Annotated in this window: 16 protein-coding genes; 7 read left to right on the forward strand and 9 right to left on the reverse strand. The window is 46.4% G+C overall.

The features are described from left to right. Nucleotides 1-79 precede the first annotated feature (79 nt). Nucleotides 80-460, forward strand: a complete 381-nt coding sequence (locus LZU85_RS10240) for a SpoIIAA family protein (RefSeq protein ID WP_237287012.1) — start codon at nucleotides 80-82, stop codon at nucleotides 458-460. 96 nt (nucleotides 461-556) lie between these two features. Here LZU85_RS10240 and LZU85_RS10245 read toward each other — a convergent pair whose 3' ends face one another. Both LZU85_RS10245 and LZU85_RS10250 read right to left on the reverse strand, forming a co-directional pair. Then, nucleotides 557-925, reverse strand: a complete 369-nt coding sequence (locus LZU85_RS10245) for a PilZ domain-containing protein (protein ID WP_217904561.1) — start codon at nucleotides 923-925, stop codon at nucleotides 557-559. A gap of 215 nt (nucleotides 926-1,140) precedes the next feature. Next, nucleotides 1,141-2,157, reverse strand: a complete 1,017-nt coding sequence (locus LZU85_RS10250) for a signal recognition particle (RefSeq protein ID WP_237287013.1) — start codon at nucleotides 2,155-2,157, stop codon at nucleotides 1,141-1,143. A 492-nt stretch (nucleotides 2,158-2,649) separates the two neighbouring features. Here LZU85_RS10250 and LZU85_RS10255 point away from each other — a divergent pair, with 492 nt between their 5' ends. Then, nucleotides 2,650-4,431, forward strand: a complete 1,782-nt coding sequence (locus tag LZU85_RS10255) for a M4 family metallopeptidase (protein WP_237287014.1) — start codon at nucleotides 2,650-2,652, stop codon at nucleotides 4,429-4,431. Nucleotides 4,432-4,516: 85 nt separating this feature from the next. Here LZU85_RS10255 and LZU85_RS10260 read toward each other — a convergent pair whose 3' ends face one another. From LZU85_RS10260 to LZU85_RS10290, 7 genes are all read right to left on the reverse strand, one after another. After that, the gene (locus LZU85_RS10260; RefSeq protein ID WP_237287015.1) at nucleotides 4,517-5,791 is read right to left on the reverse strand and encodes an MgtC/SapB family protein; all 1,275 of its coding nucleotides are present in this window, start codon (nucleotides 5,789-5,791) and stop codon (nucleotides 4,517-4,519) included. A 141-nt stretch (nucleotides 5,792-5,932) separates the two neighbouring features. After that, nucleotides 5,933-9,028: an efflux RND transporter permease subunit gene (locus LZU85_RS10265; protein ID WP_237287016.1), complete on the reverse strand. Its 3,096-nt coding sequence runs from the start codon at nucleotides 9,026-9,028 to the stop codon at nucleotides 5,933-5,935. Next, the gene (locus tag LZU85_RS10270) at nucleotides 9,028-10,107 is read right to left on the reverse strand and encodes an efflux RND transporter periplasmic adaptor subunit (protein WP_176298151.1); all 1,080 of its coding nucleotides are present in this window, start codon (nucleotides 10,105-10,107) and stop codon (nucleotides 9,028-9,030) included. The genes LZU85_RS10265 and LZU85_RS10270 overlap by 1 nt, the downstream gene beginning before the upstream one ends. A 434-nt stretch (nucleotides 10,108-10,541) precedes the next feature. Further along, nucleotides 10,542-12,578, reverse strand: a complete 2,037-nt coding sequence (locus LZU85_RS10275) for an EAL domain-containing protein (RefSeq protein WP_237287017.1) — start codon at nucleotides 12,576-12,578, stop codon at nucleotides 10,542-10,544. A gap of 323 nt (nucleotides 12,579-12,901) precedes the next feature. Next, a complete protein-coding gene (locus LZU85_RS10280; protein WP_237287018.1) occupies nucleotides 12,902-13,747 on the reverse strand; it encodes a mechanosensitive ion channel family protein in 846 nt (281 codons plus the stop codon). Between the two features lie 165 nt (nucleotides 13,748-13,912). Further along, the gene (locus tag LZU85_RS10285) at nucleotides 13,913-14,380 is read right to left on the reverse strand and encodes a DM13 domain-containing protein (RefSeq protein ID WP_237287019.1); all 468 of its coding nucleotides are present in this window, start codon (nucleotides 14,378-14,380) and stop codon (nucleotides 13,913-13,915) included. Nucleotides 14,381-14,664: 284 nt separating this feature from the next. Then, complete coding sequence (locus LZU85_RS10290; RefSeq protein ID WP_011152523.1) at nucleotides 14,665-15,171, reverse strand: copper resistance protein NlpE; 507 nt, start codon at nucleotides 15,169-15,171, stop codon at nucleotides 14,665-14,667. A 282-nt stretch (nucleotides 15,172-15,453) separates the two neighbouring features. Between LZU85_RS10290 and artP the strand changes: the two genes are divergently transcribed. From artP to LZU85_RS10315, 5 genes are all read left to right on the forward strand, one after another. After that, nucleotides 15,454-16,182: an arginine ABC transporter ATP-binding protein ArtP gene (gene artP / locus LZU85_RS10295; RefSeq protein WP_130349041.1), complete on the forward strand. Its 729-nt coding sequence runs from the start codon at nucleotides 15,454-15,456 to the stop codon at nucleotides 16,180-16,182. 123 nt (nucleotides 16,183-16,305) lie between these two features. Beyond that, entirely contained in the window at nucleotides 16,306-17,037 is a 732-nt protein-coding gene (locus LZU85_RS10300; protein WP_045595878.1) for an arginine ABC transporter substrate-binding protein, read from the forward strand. Between the two features lies 1 nt (nucleotide 17,038). Next, entirely contained in the window at nucleotides 17,039-17,728 is a 690-nt protein-coding gene (gene artQ / locus LZU85_RS10305) for an arginine ABC transporter permease ArtQ (protein ID WP_237287020.1), read from the forward strand. Further along, nucleotides 17,725-18,393: an arginine ABC transporter permease ArtM gene (gene artM / locus LZU85_RS10310; protein ID WP_237287021.1), complete on the forward strand. Its 669-nt coding sequence runs from the start codon at nucleotides 17,725-17,727 to the stop codon at nucleotides 18,391-18,393. Before artQ ends, artM begins: the two co-directional genes overlap by 4 nt. Before the next feature lie 183 nt (nucleotides 18,394-18,576). Then, the gene (locus LZU85_RS10315; protein WP_040110999.1) at nucleotides 18,577-19,137 is read left to right on the forward strand and encodes a pyridoxamine 5'-phosphate oxidase family protein; all 561 of its coding nucleotides are present in this window, start codon (nucleotides 18,577-18,579) and stop codon (nucleotides 19,135-19,137) included. The last annotated feature ends 3 nt before the right edge of the window (nucleotides 19,138-19,140 follow it).

Raw genomic sequence — 19,140 nt, forward strand, 5'->3', positions numbered from 1 at the left:
AAATTCTAAATACAATCCTCGTGATTGTCCCGATTGTCCTCTATGCTGAAGTTAAAATTCACAATAAGGAGTAAGAACTATGAATACTCAGCGTCACGGTATAACCTTTGGTGTAAATCGTATCGGCTCTGAATCCATATTAGTCTTTAAGGCGACTGGCACATTAACCCATCAAGATTATCAGGCGATCACCCCGATTCTGGACAATGCACTTCAAGGGATTGCTCCCGAACAAATGAAAATGTTGGCAGACATCACCGAGTTTTCAGGTTGGGAACCCCGCGCTGCGTGGGATGACTTTCAGCTTGGTTTAAAAATGGGTTTAAATATCAAGAAAATTGCCATTTACGGAGACAAAAACTGGCAAGAACTTGCAGCCAAAATAGGCAACTGGTTTATATCTGGCGAAATGAAGTCATTTTCCGATTACGAATCTGCCATTGAATGGCTTAAGAATTAGTCGAACCGAAGCAAACTGACGTCAATGACACCCTTGCTACAATCAATACTCGGGTTGAAGGAAATAGCACGCTTCCACCCATCACTAAGCACTATACTAAGCAACTTGATTAGCAGAAGCTCGACGCAGCATACGGACATGAGTAGGAAAATGCTGCAAAAGATATCGTTGCTCTGCGGCCATGTGTTTAAAGCTCGGCCCTTTAGACAGTTTTAACACCAATTCATCTTGATCGAAACGTAGAATTCGCCCCTCAATGGCCAGTACACAGTTGAGTAACTGCAAGGTACCTCGAATGAGTAGACCTTGATGGAAATGATGGATGCTGGAAAGCGTAACCCGTAAGCCCCCTTCTGACACTTCGTTCACATTGTAAACATCTCCATTAATGCGAATACGAGGTAGTGCTTTTAGTGGATATTTGAGTCGGTAATACTTTCGCTTTTGATCGTCATTGTTTTGCATACTGATTGCCTCCCTGTATCGGTGTTACCTATCAAAAACGCCGTCTTGTATCTCAAATCGATTCTCAATTTGAGAATCTGATAACTCACGGCAACGTTTTTCATGGCAAACCAAACTCAATGTATTCTTTAAGCAAAAGTCGCGCCAAATTGGAGAAAATGACATCAAAAAAAGCCAACTTGAACAGCAAGTTGGCTTTTTCTAATTCAAGGGAGTTAGTTCCCCGTGATATGCGTGAGAAGCTGTGTGCGTTGAGACCAATGAATGATCATCGCTTCGTTGACGTCTGCTTCTGTCATGTGAGCAATGTGAAACTCGAATAAACGCAACTCATCCGATGGTTGAACATAGATTCGATTGAAACGAATTGCTTTGGCGATCTCGTCGGCTTGTTGAGCCGTTGTTGACTTCAGCTCTCTTTTCAATCGTTCATGACGTAACTGAACTTGCGCTGCAAACTCATCAGCAGACACATTCCCATTGCGTGCATTGTGCAGTGCAGCAGAGAGCACTTCTTTTGCTTGTGAGATCTGACTGGCATCATTTAGCTCTACGATAATACTGCTGATCAGTTGGACACGATTCCAACGTTCTGTTGCTTTCACAGACACAACCGCCACGTTTGCATCGATCAACTGCTTCTCGATTCGAGCAACCAGCACATCATCCGCCAAATGACGCTTAGTGGCTTCTTTACGATACATTTTACTGTCGTCATCCATCTCATCATGAGCACTCGTGGCAATAAGACGTACGGCGACAGCTTGTGTTTCCTCTGTCGCTTTTGGCGTAGGGTTAAACAGGCTTACAGGCGCTGAATTAGCCATCTCCGCCGAACTAAACACGATGTCGATTTGGTCAATCGCATCTTTTACATTCACATCGCCAACCAAGATGAGGGTTTGAGTGCTGTTTGGTGTCGATGGGAGCTTGCCATTCACTTCGATTTGCTCGCGAAGTTGCAACAACCCCTCTTTCAACTGGGTTTGCGACAAATCCGCTTCTTGCGCAACCAACCAAGTTTGATTGGTCGAGGTTTGTAACTCGAAGCGTAGAGAAAGGGCGTTTAGTGCCGCTCGCGAAGGCATGACAACAAAACGCATTCCGTTGTCTAATGTACCGATTTTCATCTGCCTGGGTAGGCTAAGATCCGTCACTGGCATCCAGTTTTGATCAGGCGTCAGAATACGAGTTTCAGAAGTAGCGGCCACCGAAAAACTTGTGGACGCCAAGAGTAACCCCGCTAAAGCACTACACTTTAACGAAGAAAAAAATAAGTTTGATATAGACAACAAAGCGGAAACCTCAATCAGTCCAAATATACAATACAAGCCAACTTGTTATTTCGGTTGATTAAGACGTCTAAAACTGACTTCCTTGTTTATACTCTACCAAAGTAAGCAATCCAGTGACAAAACCACAAGTAGAGAAAACTGATTTATGGGACATCTTATAAAAATTCGTTGAGATTATAGTTCATTTATTTATCACATCAATCACTCTCTCCCATTCGTCTCATAAATAACACAATTAACAATATATCCACTTCATTATTCAGATAAATTATTATCAACTCCGCAATGAGGTTTGATCCCACCTACTTTCCTTCCTAAGCTTAGTAGTAAAGGTTATTGCAACCATGACCGTTGCTCTACTCGCTTATCTCTGGCCGACTTTCTTATCTCTGGCGGACAGACATAACGGCTCCTCATCCGGAGGTTAGAATGAAACTCGTCCCTATCGCTGCCGCATTTGTGGTTGCAACATCGCTACAGGTTGCCTCTGCGGCCAATGATTCTTCTCACACTGCTGGCAAATCTAACACTGCACAGGCACCCGTACTGAAAGGCAAAGCCGCAGCCCATTTTCGCTTACCCGATCACGCCACACTGATAAAGAACTATCCACTCAATGCTGATGGGATGCAGGCAAATCGATATCAGCAACGTTTTGAAAATGCGACTGTGTTTGGTGGAGAGATCAGTGTCATCGTCAATGCCCGTGGAGAAACCGCCGCTGTAATCGGTCGTCCTTACGAAAAGCTGTTGTCGAGCAACGAGGTTCAACTCAAAGCCGAAGCAGCGAAGGGCATCGTGATGATGAAGATCGGTGGGCATGGAAAGTGGCACGTCGAACTCTACATTGACCCCAATAACGGCCGATTTTTCTACATCGTCGAAAATCAACGTGTCGACAGTCGTTGGCACTATTGGATTGATGCGGAAACGGGCGAAGTCCTCAATGCTTATGACGGTCTCACCACTGGCAGCGGCACCGGCGTTCATGGTGATACCAAAGATCTGACCAGCCTAACGACCTATAATCGTGGCAAGTTTGAGATGGTTTCGAGCGATGGTCGTGTGACCACCTACGATGCCGGTGGGCGAAGCCGATTGCCCGGGACTCTAGCCACCGACGATGATGACAATTGGGTAACGCCCGGTCGCACTTCTCCAGGCCAAGCAGCACTCGTCGATGCGCATTTTTTTGCCAACGTCACCGATCACTATTTCCGTACGGTTCTTTTATTTGATTGGGTAGAGCACTACGCTCAGGGCATTGTTTCATCGGCTCACGTCCGCAACAACTATAACAACGCCTATTGGAATGGCTCTCAAATGGCTTATGGTGATGGGGACGGCGTCACCTTCGTCAATCTGTCTGGTGATTTAGATGTGGTCGGACATGAGCTTTCACACGGTCTGACCGACGCCACTAGCGATCTCATCTATCAAAGCGAATCTGGCGCATTAAATGAAGCTTTCTCTGACATCATGGGAACCAATATCGAGTTCTTCTATGGCAGCGGCAACTGGACGATCGGTGAAGACATTACCCCTAACACCAATGGTATCCGCAATATGGCCGATCCGGGAGAAGATGGCGACCCATCTCACTACAACGAACGTTACACCGGAACAGGGGACAATGGAGGCGTCCACATCAACAGCGGGATCATTAATCACTGGTATTACTTATTGGTCAACGGAGGACAAAATTCCGATGGGCAATTTGCTTCTGGTACGGATGTCTCTGGCATTGGTTTGAGCGCAGCAACGCAAATTGTCTTCAGCGGCTTTACTACCCTTCCTCCCAATGCCGATTTTTGCTTGGCGCGCAGTGCGACCGATGCGGTTTCTGGAACTTACTCTTCAAATGTTCTGGCTGCCTGGAATGAAGTGGGGGTGACTGAAACCCTCTGTAGTGGCGGCGGTAGTGGTTCAGGCGGCACTGGCGGTGATATCGCGATATCCAATGTCAGTAGCCGCACCATCAAAGGAGTGAAATTCCAAATTAGTTGGGAAACCGATGTGGCTTCTTCAACTGAAGTGACGTTCAGCTGCTGTGGAACCTACGTCAAAAATGAACAGGTGACGAGTCATTCGTATAACTTCAATGGTTCAAAAGGGGTGGCTTACGAATATTACGTCACTTCAAAAGTCTATGATGCTGCTGGTAATGTCACCTCAAGCGCCACTGCGGGGCCTTTTGTTCACCAAAACTAGCAGAATCATATTGTCAACCTTCCATAATGTCCTAGGCCCAGCTCATGCTGGGCCTCTGTTTCAACACGGCTGTTCAGGTTTTCGTTTAGTTCGTCAGCCAAAAAACCAAAGCGCCAATCACCACACTGGACAACATAATAGGCCCAACACGGATCCAGAGTTTGCGATCACCAATGGCCATCACCATGCCACCTTTGACTAGCGTATTCACCGATGCGGCGATAAACACCCCCAGTGTTGCAGTGGTAACACTTAACCCCTGTGTGCTTTGTCGCCCCAAGGCCAGCGATATCGCATCCACATCGGTGATACCCGAAAGCGCAGCCAGCATGAGCGTACCCGCACTTCCAAACCAATCAGACAGCGCATGTGAAAGCAACATGATCACCGCCAAAATGACGCCAAAGAACAACGCCGACTGTAACGCTAACGGGTTAGTCTGCTTGCCAGGTTGTTCGTTAAACGCCACTTCACTGTATCGCCATATCCACCAAGCTGGTAGATAAAGCGCGGCCATCATGACCAAGACAATCGGCCATAAATGAGCCACTAAAGACGGATTGAGCACAGACAAAACAATGAGTAAACGAGGAAACATAGTACCGCAGCTCAATAAAATGCCACTCGCCAGCAAAGGGCTAATATTGGGCTCCTCCCGCGATAGATTGGAGAACTGTAAGGTTAATGCCGTTGAAGAACTTAAGCCTGCAAAGACCGAGGTGAACAGCACGCCACGTTTCGCACCACCGATCTTAATCGCGAAGTAACCGACAAACGAAATGCTAGCGATCAACACCACCATCCACCAAATCTCATAAGGGTTAAGGGCGTTCCAAGGACCATAAGTTTGATTGGGTAACAAAGGCAATAACACCACGGAGATCATCATGAGCCGCAATGCGGCGTCTAGCTCGTATTCTTGTAATCGTTGTAGGCCTTGATGGAGCTCTTTTTTATTGTCTAACACCACCGCGGTTATTACGGCGGCAGACGCTGCCAACACAGCTTCCCCAGCAACCGCAAGGCTGCCAATGACAAAAGTCACGAGCAGGCTCACCACACCAGTAATACTGATGTCTTTGCTATTTTTCTGCTGAATGATGAAGGCGATAGAGGCAAGCGCAACCAACGCAATAAGGGCAAAGCCAAGCACAAACGGTGAGGTGTGGCTGGCCAGTAGCGTGGTTAAACCACCAAAAAGACCCACCAAAGAGAACGTCCGAATCCCAGCGACCCGACTGCCTTCGGCGCTGTTTCTCATTACCCAGCCACGCTGTGTACCAATGATGGCACCGAGCAACAAAGCGATAATGACATTCCAGACTTGATGTTGACCACTGACCAGTTCATTGAAATCCATAAGAGACTCCTTTGACGATGGGGTAACTTAAGTTTAACTACTTTTGTAAAAGGTTCTGTGAAGTGGCATCCGTTGCATACAATCGGTGAGAAAAAGCTGAAAAAACAAACGCTACCCTGTTGAATAGCGTTTGTCTTTGCCTTAGCCGTGGGTCACTATTTTCGCGGGTGACGCCATCTGTGTCTCTTCTCCATCCTGCGGTCTGACACGAAACAAGATGGCGTAAAACAGCGGAATAACCACCAATGTCAACAGGGTTGCAAACAACAAACCAAACATGATGGTGACCGCCATACTCTTGAAGAATGGATCCACCAGCAATGGCGCAACGCCTAAGATGGTGGTCAATGCGCCCAATAATACTGGCCTTGCTCGGCTCATCGCAGCATCAATGATGGCTTGGAATGCTGGCTTACCCAATCGAGCTTCCACATCCGCTTGATCCACCAAAACTATCGCATTTTTCACCATCATACCGATCAAACTCAAAAAGCCGAGAATCGCCATGAACTCGAACGGAGTCTGAAAGACAATTAAGCCAATGGTCACACCTATCACGGCGAGTGGTGCAGTGAGCCAAATCACCAGCGGTTGTCTCAAGGCGTTAAACATAAAGATGACCGAGAGAATCATGGCAGAGAACCCATATGGTGCTGATATCACCAAACCTTCATTGGCGTCATTCGAAGCCTTGTACTCACCATACCAAGTTAGCTCATAACCCGGAGGCAAAGGAATCGCCTCAATTTTCGCTCTAATGTGCTTAAACGCATCGCCAGTCATGACTCCCGGCGCAGGATCGGCTTGCACCAATATCGTTGGTACGCGATCGATGCGGCGTAAAATCGCGTCTTGCCACACCACATCCACCGATTCAATCAGTTGACTAACGGGCACGGATTGGCCAATTGAATGGCTAAACACCAACGTATTTTCAATCGCTCTAGCGTGTTGGCGTTCTTCTTGCGGTGCGCGCAAAACAATCGGAATTAAGTCATCTCCTTCACGGTAGACACCCACATTTTTGCCCGACAGCGTTTGGCTGATCGCTTGGTTAATCTCCTGATTCGTTAAACCATAGCGTTGCGCCTTTTCGGTTGAGTAAACCGGTCTCACCACTGGCATTTGTTGACGCCAATCATCTTGCACCGCGATCAGATCATTGTCTGCCATCATCAAGGATTTTGCTTGCTCAGCTAAACCACGCAGCACCGCACTATCCGGGCCTCTATAGCCAGCTTCAATCTTTTTGCCACCACCACGGCCCAACATGAACTTCCACACTTTAATCGACGCATCGGGATACTTGGCGTCTAACTCGCGTTGCAAATCGGGTAACAGCGCCGCGATCTTTTGATAGTCGTCAATATCTATTAACAACTGACCATAGCTGGTGTTGCGTGCTTCTGGTGAGTAGGTCAGCATAAAGCGCAAACCACCACCACCGATAAAACTGGTGATGTTTGTGACACCCTCTTTGCTTGCCACATCTTGCTCAATGTCTGCAACCATTTGCTCGGTTCGACGAATATCCGATCCCTGAGGTAAGTAAACATCTACGACAAACTGCGCACGTTGTGAATCCGGCATAAAACCAGGTGGAATGAATTTCATGCCCCATAGCGACGTGAACAGCATGGCAAGAATTGCCATCACGCTCACCACTCGATGTCGCAACACCCATCGGAGCAACCCACGATACGCACTCATCATACCGCCAACGGGTTGATCGCTCGGCACCGTTTTGACCTTCAAGAAGTCATGACAGAGCATCGGCGTTACTGTGACAGCAAACACCCAGCTTAACAGCATGGAATAGAGGATCACCCAGAACAATGAGCCTGCGTACTCCCCCATATCGGAAGGTGAAAGACCAATCGCACTGAAGGCGCAAATGCCCACCACCGTACCACCCAATAGTGGCCATTTAGTCGCATCCACCACCTCATTGACGATCGTCAGCTTGTCAGCCTTTGGCTCTTGCTGCAATCGCACCAAAATACCGTCAGTCACCACAATCGCGTTGTCCACCAGCATCCCTAACGCAATGATCAAAGCACCGAGTGAAATGCGCTGCATCGCGATGTCATCGATGAGCATGATGCACAACGTTCCTGCTACCGTCAGCAACAGCACAAACCCAATGATGATGCCCGAACGCATCCCCATGAACAGCAGTAGCACCACAAACACGATAGCAACAGCAGCAATCAAGTTGTCGATAAAGTTAGCCACTGAGGCACGTACCGAATCCGATTGCATCGAGATAAGATGAAGATCCATCCCCAGTGGCCGCTGGCTTTCCAATTCAGCTAGGCGTGCTTTCACCGCATCGCCCATTTCCACCACATTGCCCCCCATCACATTGGAAATACCAAAGCCAATGGCGCGCTCACCATTGTAACGCATCAACATTGTTGCTGGCGTCTTGTAGCCACGAGTCACCTCAGCGATATCAACTAAGCGAATCACTTTGCTGTCACTTCCTAGCCCAACTTGCAGGTTGCGAATGTCGTCTAAAGAGCGGATCGAGCTATCGGGAATCACTGGTAAGCGCATCGCATCGGTTTCAATGCTACCCGCCACTGTAATCAGGTTCTGCTTTTGCAGCACTTGAGTCACTTTATCCAGCGACATGCCCAACTGTTTCAAACGCTCCGAAGAGATCTCGACGAAAATTTGCTCTTGTTGTTCCGCCAATGTCGCGGTTTTGGCAACACCAGGCACCAGCACCAAATCACGGCGCAATGTATCAACATAATCTTGCAGCTGTTTATCAGAAAAACCGTCACCGGTTACGGCAAAGAAAAGGGCGTAAACATCTGAGAAATCGTCGTTGACAATCGATGGCCCAGCTCCCGGAGGCAGTTGACGCTGTACATCGGAAATCTTACGACGTAGCTTATCCCAAACCTGCTGGAGCTCCGCCGAACTCTTAGCGAACTCGAGTTTGATCTCGACAGTGACTTCCGACATCCCTTGCTTAGAGACCGATTTCACTTCTTTTAATTCTTGAAGCGATTGCACTGCGCCTTCAATCAGATCGGTCACTTCGTCAGAGACCTCTTGCGCAGTGGCACCGTTATACGGCGTGTTGATCACGGCTTGACGAATAACAAACTCCGGGTCTTCAAAACGCCCCAGTTTCAGGTAACTGACGTACCCTCCCAGTAAGATTAAAGCAATCAGCACCCACACACTGGTGCGTTTCGCAATGGTGTAACTGGCAATATTCATTACATTGCTCCTTGAGCGGATTCAGTATAAGGACGTACCTCCATTCCTTCGCTCAAGGCGCTCGTGCCCGCTATCACCACGGTTTCCCCCAACTGTAAGTTGGCGTTAATCTCAATGCGATTTTGCTGCAAATTTCCCACCTCAATAATGCGTTTGTGCACTTGATGTTCATTGTTCACCACCCAAACGTATTGGCTCCCTTGGTTATCTGACACCACCGCGGTTAAAGGTAAAGTCATCACACCCATTGCACTTTGATCAAACTCTGTGCGATCAGGCCGTACTTTCACCGTCATCCCAGGAAGCACGCGATAGCCACTGACATCAGTAAAAGACAACGTCACGGCATAAGTTTGTGTTGCCGCATCGGCTTGAGTCGAATAGTGCTTCAGGGTCAAAGGAAAACGGTGCTTCGGAATCGCCGCGAGTTCGGCAAACGCTCGTGTGCGATGACGTTCTGTCAGCATCACGGTATCTGGGATATTGACCAAGACCTCGAGCTGATGCAGGTTGTGCAACGTGATAATCGGTTGATTGGCTTGAATCTGCGTATGATTGTCAACCTGCTTTAGCCCCACTACACCAGTAAATGGCGAGTAAAGACTGGTGTATTCCAGCTTACGCTGCGCTTCTTCAACCCTGTTTTTAGCCAAATTAAGGCGAGTGCTTAACGCATCTAGGTCGCTTTGGGTGATGGCGCGACTTTTCTCAAACACCGCCTTAGCACGGGCATATTCAACTTGCACGTTATCAAACTCTGACTGAGCGGAAGCAAGCGCGGTTTGCGCATCGCGAGCATCAAGCTGGGCCAGTAATTGACCTTTCTTCACCATGTCTCCTTCGTTGACCAACAGCTGTGTCAAACGACCAGAAACACGAAAGGCGAGATCGGCTCTTTCTGCCGCTTGCACAACACCATTGAAACTCAGTGTTTGTGCCTGTTGCGATGCAACTTGCTCAACCAACGCAGGACGAACAACAGGCACACTGATCACATCCGCTGCCGGTTCACTGCAACCCATTAACATCGCTGATGAAATCATTGAGACCAACAGTGCTTTGCTTCGCCTTCCACTCATAAACGTTTTTTCCACAGCCATTTTCCACCTAGTTATACAGCCAAAAGTAAACTTACGAGTTTATTTTATTTAAAAAATGCAAAAGGTAAACTTAAAAGTTTACACTCTAAGTCTATTCTTGCTTACTTTGCGGATTTGAGCAGTAGCAAAAGTGGATTTTGGGATAGATTCATTCTTAATAGATATAAAAAATCAATATCATACTAAGAAAACTTGGTGTTATTGGTTAGCGGTCGAAGCATACAGTCTTATAAGCCCGCCCAGAGCATTGATTGGCTGCGGTTACGGGACTATCAACAACGTCAACCATACCGCTGTTGTTTATCCTGGGAAGGGATTACGATAAAAAGCCCCACATTGTTTGTAGAGGGGCTTTCATCATCAAATGAGCAATAGTGTCCGCTTTATCGAAGTGTTAGATATCTTAAGAACCGTTAACAGCGGTCGTTAAAGGCAAGTTTTGCGACGTCACAAAACGGCATCGGTTTGTAGAAGTAATACCCCTGAACCAATTGAATGCCCTGCTGAGCAATAAAACGTAACTCGTTTTCCGTTTCAACGCCTTCGACGACGATCTCTGCGCCAGTAATTTTAACCAGTTCACTGGTTAAGCGAAAAAGCTCTTGCCCTTTTGGATTGTCGAGGTTTAGTACCAATGAACGGTCGATTTTGACTTTATCAAACTCAAACTTGGAGAGATAACCAATCGAGGAATAGCCCGAGCCAAAATCGTCCAGCGCGATTTTGACACCTTTTTCTCTAAGCGCATTCAGCACCCTCTGCGTACTTTGTGCGTCTTGAATCAGTAACTCTTCGGTGATTTCCAGTTCCACTTGAGTAAACTCTAATGCGCTTTCTTCAATCATGCTGATCACCAGTTCAGCGAAGTTGGGAATCAAGCACGTTTCTGGAGAAATATTGATCGACACTTTAAAACAGCAGTTCACCGCCAACGGTGACACCTCGGTTAAGGCCGTCCTGACGACCCACAGATCCAATTCTGTCGTCAGCTTCAGCGTTCGAAAATCATCGAGAAAATAAGGGGGGGAGATTTTTCCATCATGATCTTGATGTCGAATCAGCACCTCTACCGAATTAATCCTGTGATGCTCCAAGTCAAACTGAGGCTGATAAAACAACACAAAATTGCCAGTTGCCTTCAGTTGAGCCACCCGTTGTTGAGCTGAGAATTTTTCCATCATGTTGGGAAAAAGCGGGCTTGTGCGTCGGCCTTGTTCGATAGCTTCATAGTCAAAAAAATCGTCCGAAGCGGATTTAAACAAGGTGCTATCCGTACTGGCAATGTGGTCCATGCGACGGAAGAATGGATAATAAATCAGGATCCCCGCCAAAATGATGATGATTTGCAAAATCGCCGCCGACAGATGACCACCAGTGGCAATGTAACCACTCCAAATCGGCGGAGACATCCAACTGATGACCGCAGAGATTGGTGGCACCAATCCGAAAAACGTAGCGTAGTAAGCAACGACCAAGCCAAACACAGGGACCAATAGGAACGGAACAATCAAAATAGGGTTGAACATGATGGGCAAGCCGAAAATCACCGGCTCGTTGATGTTAAACACGCTAAGAAGCAATACCGCCAAACCTAAAGAACGGTAAGCTTTATGTTTCGTCAGTAAAACCATGCAAATCACTAAGCTCAAGGTGTTTCCAGCCCCACCGATGCCAGCGTAAATATCATAGAAATTGCTGGTTAAAATTGGCAACGGTTCGCCTGTTTGAGCGCTAATGTGAAATGCCGCCTGCGTCATTTCATAAAGCTCGGCCTTATATGGTGCAAGCACAATGTGTCCATTGATGCCCAAGCTCCAAAACAAGTTTCTCGCCAGTTCATAGACAACGCCATGGGTTAAACAATCCAAGGTCAGCGACGGTAGCATCCACTCAGAGACCTGCGTGAGATCAACGGCTGTGCTTAACAAGAAACTGAGAATGCTGTAGAGCACCACCAACAAAAATGTCGAAGCGACAAGATTAAGTGATTGATCAACCACATTCGGTAAACCAGAATTTACAAACCAGCCACGCTGTGTAGCACAGCGAATGGTCAAACTCACTAATACTGGAATGATGATCGCCAGCGGGTAGTTACTCGGCACAATCGTGCCCTGTTGTAGCAAACCCCAGTTGTGGCAGACCAAAAAATAGATCAGCAGCGCAGGGGTAATAACGGTGACTTTGGAAAGTTTGTGCAGCGATGCTAAAAATAAGCTGTAGTAGACCAGTAACAGAATGGGAAAAAGGCGCCACACAATGTCGCTGGCTCGTAACACTTGCCCAGCGACATCCTCATACCCAACCAAACCAAGAAGATTGCTGATCAGCGTGCTAAACGCAGAGATGAGGGAAATTGGTAGTAAAACAACAAAGGTATTACACAGACCATTTAAATAAGCATTGCTTGATAATTTTGTTAGTAACGAGAGTAAGGGTAATTTTTTCATTAGACCAGATGATTTCAAACATCAAGCCATTGCATTCTTAATAACAATCCATAAATTACAAATCATCATTAAAATAAATACCATGACTTATTTAGAAAAATTAGCCACACCGTAATTCCATTTGAGTTCAACTGTAGACAGAAGAATGTTGCTCTTTCAACTTAGGCAAGATTATATTTTTATTTCCAATCATAGAAATAAAAATAATATTAAATTAAAACGAATAAACCAAAATTATCATTAGCATGAATCTTGGGGCGTGAACAATACGCCCCAAACTCGACAATTACCATTTAAAAATACAATCGTAACGATAGAATTTTTCAATTTGTCGCATTAGGATGACGGGATTGATAGAGCGACATAAAATCTTGTCTTATCAGACTTTCTAAGTGTACTGCTTTTTCTGTTGGGCAAAAAATCATGAAATTAACGACTTGCTCACCTGCTGGCGCACTCGAGATGTGAATATGTGCTTCCGCACCAGGCAAATCTACACCTGCGTGTTTTTCGATCATGGCATTATAACGTTTCGCAACGTCCGAAAAATAATGACAATGTTCTTCTATTTTATTTTCCAACTCTTCTAACATTGGATAGAGATTGACAAAGTCAGGCACAACAATGGCAAAGTTATGATAAACATAACGCTTCATAAAATTTAAGTTTTTCACCGGATAAGTAAAAAACATACTGTTGGGCAATGTCACTGTCTTTCCAGTGTAATGATATTGACCGTGGTTTAAGTCTATTTCTTGGATCACCGTTGCCATCATATTATGATCAATCACTTGACCTGATATTTTTCCTACTTCAATCCAATCCCCTACGCGAAATGAGCGTGAGCTAGCACGCTGTATCGAACCAGTAAAACAGAGAATAATTTCTTTTGACGCCACCACAATCGCAACGGCAATGGCGGTCACCGATAGCGCAAACTGGTTGATTTCCGATTGCCACAAAACAAACAGAATTAAACTGGTGATGGCAAAGGCACCGTTTTTGGTGCGAGACATCCAGCTACGTTGCTTTTCCGTGATGAAGGCAACTTCGCCACGAATACGAGCCAAGATCACTTGTCTCACTAAAACAACAAAGATGATGATCAATGCTGTGAAGAAAAGCTTATGCTGCAATAAGAATTCAATGATCAGCTGTACTTTTTCCACTCTAAAACCCCGGTGTGTAAATGATGTTCTGTACTTTAGCGCGCTACTCTATAAAAAAACCGACATTAATGGAAATTGGTAGTGATAAAAACGTTAACTTTTGGGAAAATCAGTCAATCCCGCCATCGTTTGACACTTGTTGGTGTCACCGTGGTCAACGCGGTGTTAACGATATTTGGCTGACGAGATAAATTGATCGAAGCTTTCACACCATACAATCGCCGTTGTGTAGTTTGCCACGTCCACATCACTTGGAATGGACAGAATAAAACGGTCAAATGTTTTGACATCTCCAACACGGACCAACTGCTCTTTGTTGGCTAAGAAGTCAGCTTCTGTCTCAATAAACGTTGGCGATAGATAAAGCTTATAGTCGGGACCTGGAGCGAGTTCACCCGAAAAAGCAATACTTTGCGCATCAATCACAAGCTTGCCTTCTCCCCAATGTAAGAAATCGCTGTCAGCACGATCGCGGCTAAATTCCCCTTGATAACTTGGGGCAAGCATGACGCTTGCAACCGCCTGTTGAGAGGGGCTCGTAGGTTGAATCAAAATCGGCAGAAGATAAATCCCTAACCCAATACCACAAACCAACATCGCGATGTGAGAAATGATTAAAAGTCCGTATTTCATGTTCTGTGTTCCTGTTTCTTTTTCTATCATCAACTTTTAACGTGCTTCAACGTGTAACGCTTGGCGAATCAAAGATTGTCGTGACGATGGGTGATGTTGGTTTTAAATTGGGTGAATGAATAGAGAGTATATACCCAAGTGACTTCAAAATGCTGGGATCTAGGCGGTATCAGCAACATCAAATCAATACACATCAAGAGAAAGAAAAGTCCGAAGGTTATCACCCTCGGACTAGATTAGAGCATTCAACATGGATCCTGATAGGGGATCCGTTTCACCTTTGCTTATTGCTTTTTAAGACGGTAGAAATCAGCCAAATCACCCGTGATCTTCTGACCGTTGATGTCGAGCATCATCAGCACATTTTCGCCAACGAAGTATTGGTTCAGTGACCCCTCTCCTTCCAATGTCACCACACTGCCACTCTCGTCCCAGTTAAAGTGGCCTTCAGACTTGAACGTACCATCTTGTTTGCCTTGGTAAGTTTCTTCTAAAACGTAACTGCCATCGTTGTTCAATGTTAAGGTCACATCGATACCGCTGCAATCGGCGCAAGGTAGAGTACCGGTATACGTACCATTCCAGTCCAATGCGTTTTTCGCATTGTGCGCACTATCAACAAACGTTTCAGTGGTCACAACATCCGTATCCGCAGATTGGTTTGGCTCCACCACAACAACAGCTTGTGTCTCTTCGCTAGGCGTGGCTGCAGGGGCTTGTGCTTGCTTGTCATCTTGGCAGCCCGCCAAAAGAATCACCACACCACCTAACGCTAACATTGTCTTTTTCATTTGATATTCTCCATATCCATCACTGTCACTCTATAGTAGCGAGCCTTTCAATTTTCACGTCAGTAGAAAGTCATGCTGTGCTCGTTTCCGGTTAGAAATTCTCTGCAATGTCAGTATTGTGTTGCCAAGAAAACGCCAACTGCTCACACCAGTAGGAGACACTACTAAAGCGATTAAATAGTGAACAATAATTTAACAAACTAAATTTTTATACATTTTTATTGCATAGATCCGCAAAAATGCTAGCATAAGCCAAAATGACAACCGATGCAGATTAGTAGCATGTCTATTCAAGTAAAAAGCGTTAATAAATCTTATGGTTCCAACCAAATTTTGCACAACATTAGCTTTGAGTGTGCGAAAGGCGAAACATTGGTTTTACTTGGCCCAAGCGGTGCGGGTAAGAGTTCTCTACTGCGTGTGTTGAACTTACTTGAATCCGCAGACAACGGCCAACTGACCATCGCGAATCAAGCCTTTGATTTTGCTTCTTCTCCAAGTGAAGCCGATGGCCTGCTGCTGCGTCGAAAAGTCGGCATGGTGTTTCAACAATACAACCTCTGGCCACATCTCACTGTGATTGAGAACCTGATTGAAGCGCCGATACGAGTACTGGGCGTCGCTAAAACAGAGGCGATTGAGCAAGCAAGAGAAATTTTGGCGACCTTGCAGCTAGCGGATAAATCGGATGCATGGCCGTTGCAACTTTCTGGTGGCCAACAGCAGCGTGTTGCGATCGCGAGAGCATTAATGATGAAACCGGAAGTGCTGCTTTTTGATGAGCCTACCGCCGCTTTGGATCCTGAAATCACGAATCAAGTCGTGAAGATCATTTCAGGCCTGAGTGATACTGGCATCACCCAAGTTGTCGTTACTCACGAAGTCGATTTCGCTAAGAAAATCGCTAGCCATGTCCTTTATCTCGAAAAAGGTCATATCGTTGAGCACGGCACCAAACAAGCTTTCAGCGAACCGCAAACCCGCGCGTTTGCCGAATATTTAAAACACTAACAACCCATCCAATCGGTTTAGTTTGATGGCGACAAATCGCGCCAAACCTGAACAGAACGGAAATGACGATAAGCTGACTGTTCGTCTTTGACGTCAGCGCACAGATAGACACGGAGTATTGCAATGAAAAAGATTTTACTGGCGTCCCTTATCGGCCTTGTTTCTGCCAATGCAGCAGCACAACAAGAGATTAAATTTGCGATGGAAGCCACCTACGCACCATTCGAATACATGGATGAGAATAATCAAATCCAAGGTTTCGACGTCGATTTAGCGAACGCACTTTGTAAGCAACTGGACGCAAGCTGTTCCTTCCATAACCAAGCCTTCGACAGCTTGATTCCTGCTCTGAAATTCAAACGTTATGACGCAGCAATCTCAGCAATGGACATTACCGATGCACGTTTAGAACAAGTGGCTTTTAGCGATGCGTACTACGACAACTCAGCTGCTTTCGTGTCATTTGCAGGCAAGGTCGCCGACCAAGCAGCACTGAAAGGCAAGCGTGTAGGCGTACAAAATGGCTCTACTCACCAAAGCTTTTTGCTAGAACAAATGGCTGGCGTTACTGCCGTACCATACGCAAGCTATCAAGATGCGTTTCTTGATATGAAAAATGGTCGTATCGATTCCGTGTTTGGTGATACCGCGGTTGTGGCTGAATGGTTCAAGAAAGAAAACAATCTCGCTTATGTCGGCGAGCACGTCACCAACGCACAATACTTTGGTAATGGCTTTGGTATCGCGGTCAACAAAGACAACCAAGCCTTGGTCGACCAACTGAATGCCGCTCTAAAAGCGGTGAAAGCAAACGGCGAATACCAAGCAATCTTCAACAAGTACTTCGGTAACTAATATGGCATTAACGGGTTACTCTCTTTCTCTCGCCCAAGCAAGCTGGATGACCATCCAGCTTGCGCTGGTCAGCTTAGCCGTCGGTTTAGTGTTAGCGGTTGTTTTCGCCGGTGGCGAGATGACTCGCCACCCACTAGTGAAATGGCCAACTACTGCGCTGGTAACGGTGCTACGCGGCTTGCCTGAGCTTTTGGTGGTACTGTTCATCTACTTTGGCTCAACACAAGTTCTGTTTCTACTGACTGGCGATTTTATCGAGGTAAGCCCGTTTCTTTCTGGTGTGATTGCCCTTTCTTTGATTTTTGCTTCTTACGCTTCTCAGACCATTCGCGGCGCATTGAAAGCCGTTAATAAAGGCCAACGTGAAGCGGCCAGTGCTCTAGGCATGCGCAAAAGTCGTACTTTTTTTAGAATTGTGTTACCGCAAGCGGTGCGCCATGCGCTGCCGGGACTCACCAACCAATGGTTGGTGTTATTGAAAGACACGGCGTTGGTGTCATTAATCGGTGTGACGGATCTTCTCAAGCAAGCGCAACTGACGTCGGCGGCCACTCATGAAGCGTTTACTTGGTATGCGACCGCAGCGGCCATTTACTTAGTCATCACGCTTGTAACCCAGCGCGCAGTAAAAATCATCGATGCCAAATTTTCCGCACAAGGATTGAGTCTTGATCAAGGAGCCAAAGCATGAAAGAACAACATCTCTGGCAACTGTTAGAAGGCTTAGTCACCAGCCTTGAGCTGACGGCGGTTTCACTATTGGTGGGCTGTATTTTATCGTTACTGATGACCGCGACGCTTATTCTACGCACACCTCTCTTACACTGGTTCAGTCGCGGCGTGATTACCTTGTTCACCGGCACGCCACTGCTCGTACAGATCTTTTTGATTTATTACGGCCCAGGCCAGTTTGACGCCATTCGCGACAGCTTTGTTTGGCAATGGCTAAGCCAGCCGTGGTTTTGTGCCATGCTGGCACTGGCTCTAAACACCGCTGCATACAGCACCCAATTGTTCAAAGGCGCATTTAACGCGATTCCACCAGGGCAGTGGCAAGCTTGTCGCGCGCTTGGGATGAACAAATTAGTGACATTGAAGGTGTTGCTACCTTACGCACTGCGCCGCGCCGTACCAGCTTATTCCAACGAAGTCATTTTGGTGTTCAAAGGTACCTCGTTAGCGAGCACCATCACCATCATGGATCTGATGGGGTACGCGCAACGCATTAATGCGCAAACTTACGATACCTTGACGGTATTTGGTGTGGCCGGTGCTTTTTATCTCACCATCAACGCCATCATGACGCTGATTTTCCGCCAGGTAGAGAAAAAAGCGCTCGCGTTTGAAGCACACTGAAAAGCCTATCTTGCATCACATTTCGGCCGAAAAATTTCCATCTTTTCGGCCATTTAGCCGCTAAATGTTCTATTCGGTCGCTTTTTTGACGACAACTGGCCGCGTTCTCACTTTTCCCCTCTTCGTTGCCTATCTTTTGCTCTAAAGTAATGCTATCGCAATGCCAATTTTTTAGGAGAAGAGATGGGAAAACAGTATTTGGAGTTAACGCCACAACATATCGACTTTATTCAACAGCAAAAGATTTTCTTCGTCGCAACCGCCGCGGAAACAGGCAGCGTCAATCTCTCCCCAAAAGGAGGAGACTCGCTAAGGGTTATCGACCATAAAACCATTGTTTGGCAAAACTTAACGGGCAGTGGCAACGAGTCCGCGGCTCATACGATTAAAAACCCACGCATGACTCTAATGTGGTGTGCGTTTGAAGGCGCACCCTTGATTCTTCGCACTTACGGCAACGCCACCGTACTCCATCAAACTGACCCACTATGGCAAAAGTACCTTGCCCTTTTCCCAGCCAGCGTCGCTACGCGGCAACTGTTTGTGTTGGACATCAACCTAGTGCAATCCTCTTGTGGAATGTCGGTTCCATTGTTTGATTATCAAGGTGATCGAGGCGAACTGGCAGCATGGTCAGAGAAACAAGGCAAAGAAGGCATTGAGGCCTATTGGCGCAAGAAAAATCAGCAAAGTATTGATGGTTTTGAAACGGAAATTGTCATTCGCACGGGCATCGAGAATTGAGAA

This window comes from Vibrio floridensis (assembly GCF_021852965.1).
GTDB lineage: Bacteria > Pseudomonadota > Gammaproteobacteria > Enterobacterales > Vibrionaceae > Vibrio > Vibrio floridensis.

Excerpts from the sequence above, each read along its gene's own strand:
- LZU85_RS10240 (WP_237287012.1), top strand. The coding sequence starts at position 80 with ATGAATACTCAGCGTCACGGTATAACCTTTGGTGTAAATCGTATCGGC.
- LZU85_RS10245 (WP_217904561.1), bottom strand. The coding sequence starts at position 925 with ATGCAAAACAATGACGATCAAAAGCGAAAGTATTACCGACTCAAATAT.
- LZU85_RS10255 (WP_237287014.1), top strand. The coding sequence starts at position 2,650 with ATGAAACTCGTCCCTATCGCTGCCGCATTTGTGGTTGCAACATCGCTA.
- LZU85_RS10260 (WP_237287015.1), bottom strand. The coding sequence starts at position 5,791 with ATGGATTTCAATGAACTGGTCAGTGGTCAACATCAAGTCTGGAATGTC.
- LZU85_RS10265 (WP_237287016.1), bottom strand. The coding sequence starts at position 9,028 with ATGAATATTGCCAGTTACACCATTGCGAAACGCACCAGTGTGTGGGTG.
- LZU85_RS10270 (WP_176298151.1), bottom strand. The coding sequence starts at position 10,107 with ATGAGTGGAAGGCGAAGCAAAGCACTGTTGGTCTCAATGATTTCATCA.
- LZU85_RS10275 (WP_237287017.1), bottom strand. The coding sequence starts at position 12,578 with ATGAAAAAATTACCCTTACTCTCGTTACTAACAAAATTATCAAGCAAT.
- LZU85_RS10285 (WP_237287019.1), bottom strand. The coding sequence starts at position 14,380 with ATGAAATACGGACTTTTAATCATTTCTCACATCGCGATGTTGGTTTGT.
- LZU85_RS10290 (WP_011152523.1), bottom strand. The coding sequence starts at position 15,171 with ATGAAAAAGACAATGTTAGCGTTAGGTGGTGTGGTGATTCTTTTGGCG.
- artP (WP_130349041.1), top strand. The coding sequence starts at position 15,454 with ATGTCTATTCAAGTAAAAAGCGTTAATAAATCTTATGGTTCCAACCAA.
- LZU85_RS10300 (WP_045595878.1), top strand. The coding sequence starts at position 16,306 with ATGAAAAAGATTTTACTGGCGTCCCTTATCGGCCTTGTTTCTGCCAAT.
- artQ (WP_237287020.1), top strand. The coding sequence starts at position 17,039 with ATGGCATTAACGGGTTACTCTCTTTCTCTCGCCCAAGCAAGCTGGATG.
- artM (WP_237287021.1), top strand. The coding sequence starts at position 17,725 with ATGAAAGAACAACATCTCTGGCAACTGTTAGAAGGCTTAGTCACCAGC.
- LZU85_RS10315 (WP_040110999.1), top strand. The coding sequence starts at position 18,577 with ATGGGAAAACAGTATTTGGAGTTAACGCCACAACATATCGACTTTATT.